This is a genomic window from Nocardioides sp. P4_G4, from assembly GCF_056401085.1.
On the sequence record NZ_JBFUKA010000150.1, the window covers coordinates 1 to 5,283 of the forward strand.

At 70.5% G+C, this 5,283-nt stretch carries 4 protein-coding genes; 2 read left to right on the top strand and 2 right to left on the bottom strand.

Translation table 11 applies throughout. From position 1 onward, the window contains the following. Positions 1-366, bottom strand: a 366-nt coding sequence (locus tag AC1DQF_RS21095) for an alcohol dehydrogenase catalytic domain-containing protein (protein WP_477527184.1), incomplete at its 3' end; no start/stop codon positions are given. A 205-nt stretch (positions 367-571) separates the two neighbouring features. Between AC1DQF_RS21095 and AC1DQF_RS21100 the strand changes: the two genes are divergently transcribed. Further along, the gene (locus tag AC1DQF_RS21100) at positions 572-2,563 is read left to right on the top strand and encodes a PTS mannitol transporter subunit IICBA (RefSeq protein WP_477527185.1); all 1,992 of its coding nucleotides are present in this window, start codon (positions 572-574) and stop codon (positions 2,561-2,563) included. 81 nt (positions 2,564-2,644) lie between these two features. On the opposite strand, the gene AC1DQF_RS21105 is transcribed toward AC1DQF_RS21100, so the two are convergent. Continuing rightward, positions 2,645-4,774: a molybdopterin-dependent oxidoreductase gene (locus tag AC1DQF_RS21105; protein WP_477527186.1), complete on the bottom strand. Its 2,130-nt coding sequence runs from the start codon at positions 4,772-4,774 to the stop codon at positions 2,645-2,647. Positions 4,775-4,852: 78 nt separating this feature from the next. Between AC1DQF_RS21105 and AC1DQF_RS21110 the strand changes: the two genes are divergently transcribed. Then, positions 4,853-5,179, top strand: a complete 327-nt coding sequence (locus AC1DQF_RS21110; protein ID WP_477527187.1) for a PadR family transcriptional regulator — start codon at positions 4,853-4,855, stop codon at positions 5,177-5,179. The last annotated feature ends 104 nt before the right edge of the window (positions 5,180-5,283 follow it).

The window sequence follows — 5,283 nt, forward strand, 5'->3', positions numbered from 1 at the left end:
CATGTACTCCGCGAAGCCACCGTCGTACTGGTAGCCGACGGACGTCTGGTTCTGGCAGACCTCCATCCAGCCCTTGYGACACTCGTGGCACTCGCCGCAGGGGACCGCCGCGATGCACTGCACGCGCTCGCCGACCGAGAAGCCGCCGAGGGCGTCGGTGCCCACCTCGACGATCTCGCCGGCCACCTCGTGGCCCAGGGTGGTCTCGCGGGTGATGTTGACGTGGCCGTTCTTCTTGATCTTCACGTCCGTGCCGCAGGTCGAGCAGTTCTTGACCTTGATCTTGATCTCGTCGGGCCCGCACTCGGGCTCGGGCACGTCCTCGAGCCGGACGTCCTCGGGGGCGTAGAAGCGCAGTGCCTTCATGGTCGGGATTCCTCCACGGGTGAGATGACGGTCGGTCTGAGCCTGGTGAGACCACCGTAGCGGTCATAACGGGGCGAAAGCCACACCAAATCACACCCACTTTGGCCCGAATGCTTGGCAACGTGCCCGAATGGCGGTTTACTGGGGACCCTGACTGTGACCGGGGTCACCCAGGGCCCAGCACTCGTCTCTTCCGGAGGAATCCATGTCGACACAGACGGCACCGCGCGGCGGCGCGCGCGTCCACGTGCAGAAGTTCGGGACGTTCCTGTCCAACATGATCATGCCCAACATTCCGGCCCTGATCGCTTGGGGCCTGCTCACCGCGCTCTTCATCGACGTCGGGTGGCTGCCCAACGCCGAGATGGCCACCATGGTCGGCCCGACCATCCACTACCTGCTGCCGATCCTGATCGCCGCCACCGGTGGCCGGATGGTGTACGGCGACCGCGGTGCCGTCGTGGGTGGGTTCGCCGTGATGGGGGCCATCGCCGGCTCCGACCAGCTGGTCGCCAACTTCAACGCCGACGCCCTGGCCGACTGGCTCGCCAGCGGAAAGCCCGCCGAGGACTTCGCGTCGCTCGGTCAGGTGCACATGTTCATCGGTGCGATGATCATGGGCCCGCTCGCGGCCTGGGTGATGATGAAGCTCGACGCCCTGTGGGAGGGCAAGGTGCGAGCCGGGTTCGAGATGCTCGTCAACATGTTCTCGGCCGGCATCGTGGCCTTCGCGATGGCGCTCTCCGGCTTCTGGATCGTGGCCCCGATCGTCAACAAGTTCATGGAGATCCTCGGCAACGGGGTGGAGACGCTGGTCAACAACAACCTGCTCCCGCTCACCTCGATCGTGATCGAGCCCGCCAAGGTGTTCTTCCTCAACAACGCCATCAACCACGGCGTGCTCACCCCGCTCGGCCTGAGCGAGGCTGCAGAGTCCGGCAAGTCGGTGCTCTTCCTGCTCGAGGCGAACCCCGGACCGGGCCTCGGCCTGCTCCTCGCGATCTCGATCTTCGGCAAGGGGGTGGCCAAGGCCACCGCTCCCGGTGCGGCCATCATCCAGTTCTTCGGCGGCATCCACGAGATCTACTTCCCGTACGTCCTCATGAAGCCCAAGCTGATCCTGGCCACCGTCCTGGGTGGCATGACCGGTGTGGCCATCAACGTCGGCTTCGACGTGGGCCTGCGTGCCCCCGCCGCCCCGGGATCGATCTTCGCCGTCTATGCACAGACCGCCAGCGGGTCCTACCTCGGCGTCACGCTCGCCGTGCTCGGCTCGGCCGGGGTGAGCTTCGCGGTCGCGGCCTTCCTGCTCAAGCTCGACAGGTCCGAGGACGAGGGTGACCTCGCGGCGGCGACCGCGCAGATGGAGGCGAACAAGGGCAAGAAGTCCTCGGTCAGCGGCATGCTCACCGGCGCCACGACCGACGCGCACACGGGTCCGATCCGGTCCATCGTGTTCGCCTGCGACGCCGGCATGGGCTCGTCCGCCATGGGCGCCTCGGTGCTCCGCAAGAAGATCCAGGCCGCCGGCCACGGGGACGTCACGGTCGTCAACAAGGCGATCTCCAACCTCGACGACAGCTACGACCTGGTGGTCAGCCACCAGGACCTCACCGACCGGGCGCGTCAGAGGACCCCGTCGGCGATGCACGTCTCGGTGGACAACTTCATGGCCTCGCCGCGCTACGACGAGATCGTCGAGCTGCTCGACCAGACCAGCACGTCGGGTGGCGCGGCCGTCGAGGAGTCGGTCGTCGACACCCCGAGCGGCGTGYTGGCCGACGACGCGATCGTGCTGAACGGGACCGCCAGGTCCCGCGACGACGCGATCACCGAGGCCGGCCGGCTCCTGGTCGCCAGCGGCGCCGTCGAGGCGTCGTACGTCGACGCGATGCACGAGCGGGAGGCCTCGGTCTCCACCCACATGGGCAACGGCCTCGCCATCCCGCACGGCACCAACGAGGCGAAGTCGGCGATCAACCGGACGGCGATCTCGTTCGTCCGCTACGCCGACGGCGTCGACTGGAACGGYAAGCCCGTGGAGTTCGTGATCGGCATCGCCGGCGCGGGCGACGACCACCTGGCCCTGCTGCAGAAGATCGCGGGCGTCTTCACCGACCAGGCCCAGGTCGAGCGTCTCCGCTCGGCGGGCTCGGCGGGCGAGGTGCGCGAGATCCTCGAGGGCGTGCGCGTCTGACGCCCTGAGGCACGCACGACGACGACGCCCGGTCGACCTGGAGACAGGCCGGCCGGGCGTTCGTCGTCGTCAGTGACGTGGTCAGGCGGACGCCGACACCGTCACCGGTACGCCGCTGAGCGCGGCGTTGCCGGACACGTCCAGGCGCTCGGGGTCGGTCAGGTCGTTGATCGAGACGCCTGCGACCCGGGCCGCGGCCCGCATCCCGGGGTTGTGGGCGTGGCCGTAGCCGTGGGGGAGGCTGACCACGCCGCGCATGATGTCCTCGGTGGCGGCCACCTCCACCTCGACGCTGCCGACTCGCGAGGTCACCCGCACCGTCGCGCCGTCGGTGAGCGAGCGTGCTGCCAGGTCGTCGGGGTGCATGAGGAGCTGGTGGCGCGGCTTGCCCCGGGTGAGGCGCTCGACGTTGTGCAGCCAGGCGTTGCAGTCCTTCTGGTGGCGGCGGCCGATGAGCAGCAGCTCTCCGGGCGCCGGGGCCGGGACGGTGGCCAGCCGGGCCAGGTCGTCGAGGACCAGGGAGGGAGCGAGGTCGATGCGGTGGTCGCGGGTCTGCAACCGCGCGGGCAGCAGTCCCGGGCGCAGCGGGCCGAGGTCCATCCCGGCGGGCCGGGCGCGGAGCCGGCGCATGGTGACGCCGGTGCGCCCGGACACGAGCAGCAGCTGCACCAGGCGCGTCGGGCTCGTGCTGAGCCGGGCCCGCAGGGCGAGGCGCTTGCGGCGCGTGGGTCGGCGCTCCAGCCGGGCGAGCGTGCGCAGTGCGACCGCACGGTAGATCTGCCAGTCGTGGCGCGTCCCCTTGCCGGCCGGGAGCACGGCCGGGGTGAAGCGGGCGGTGTTGCGCACGGCCAGTGCCTGGAAGACCAGGTCGTAGTGGTCGCGCTCGAGCGCGGTCGTGGGCGGCAGGATGACGTCGGCGTGCCGGGTCGTCTCGTTGACGTAGATGTCGACGGCCGCCATGAAGTCGAGCCCGGCGAGCGACTCGTCGAGGCGCGCCCCGTCCGGGGTGGAGAGCACCGGGTTGCCCGACAGGGTCAGCATCGCCCGCACCTGGCCCTCGCCCGGGGTGTCGATCTCCTCGCGGAGCGCCGCCACCGGCAGCTCGCCCGCCGTCTCGGGCAGTCCCCGCACGCGGGAGCGCCAGGCGTCGTGGTGGCCGCGGCCGATGATGCCGCGACCGACGATGTCGATGGCCGGGCTGGTGAACATCGCCCCGCCCTCGCGGTCGAGGTTCCCGGTGAGGATGTTGAGGAGGTTGACGGCCCACTGGCACACGGAGCCGAACTCGTGCGTGGACACGCCGACCCGTCCGTAGGCGACAGCGCTCTCGGCGGCCCCGAGCTCGCGGGCGATCCGCCGGATCTCGTCGGCCGGTACGCCGCTCATCTCGCTCGCCCGCTCGGGCGTGAAGTCCGCCACCGCGGCCTCGACCGCGGCCAGGCCGTGCGCGTGGCCGGGGGCCACGGCGACACCGTCGGCGAAGAGCACCTGGAGCATGGCGAGCAGGACCCAGGCGTCGCTGCCCGGTCGCACGAAGTGGTGCTCGGTCGCGATCCGCGCCGTCTCCGTGCGCCGGGGGTCGAGCACGACGAGGTGTCCGCCGCGGCGCTTGAGGTCGCGGGCGCGCTGGGGGAAGTCGGGCGCGGTCATGAGGGACCCGTTGGAGGCCATCGGGTTGGCGCCCACGACGAGGAAGTAGTCGGTGCGGTCGATGTCGGGGACKGGGAGCAGCAGCTGGTGGCCGAACATCAGCTGGGCCAGCAGCTGGTGGGGGAGCTGGTCCACCGAGGTGGCGCTGAAGGTGTTGCGGCTGCGCAGCGCCTTGACCAGGGCGGTCCCGTGGGTCATCGAGCCCAGGCTGTGGACGTTGGGGTTGCCGAGGTAGATCCCGACCGCGTCGCGACCGTGGGTGTTGATGGTCGTGGCGAGCCCGTCGGCGACGAGGTCGAACGCCTGGCTCCACCCGATCTCCGTCCACTCGCCGGTGTCGCGGTTGCGCCGCACCGGCCGGCGCAACCGGTCCGGGTCGGCGTACACGTCCGCGATGGCGACGCCCTTGGGACAGATGTGCCCGCGCGACAGCGGGTCGTCGGGGTTGCCGCGCACCCCGGTGACCGCACCGGCCTCGAGGGTGATCTCGAGTCCGCAGATGGCCTCGCAGAGGTTGCAGACGCCGAGCTTCTTGACCGGGGCGTTCGTCGCAGGAGGCACGTGCGGATCCTCGCACGGCGACACGCCGCCGGAACGACGCGTCGTGCACTAGTGCGCATTCCGCACTAGTGTCRCCGCATGGACACCACACAGCTCCTCAAGGGGGTGCTCGACCTCGCCGTGCTCGCSGTGGTCGACGACGAGGACGGCTACGGCTACGACGTCGTGCGCAGGCTGCGGGCCGGTGGCCTCGTCGACGTGGGGGACGCCTCCGTCTACGGCACGCTGCGCCGGCTGTACGCCGCGGGCGCCCTGACGTCGTACGTCGTGCCGTCCGAGAGCGGACCGCACCGCAAGTACTACGGCATCACGCCCGTCGGGCGGGAACAGCTCAAGACCCAGCGCGACGACTGGGCCCACTTCTCCACCACCGTCACCGACCTGCTCCAGGGGGCCCGCTCATGACCACCGCACCCACCGACGCCCGAGGTGAGGTGGCGACCTTCGTCGCCGCCGTCCGTGCCCGTTTCGCCGACCTCGGTCCCGAGGAGCGCGAAGAGCTGCTCGGC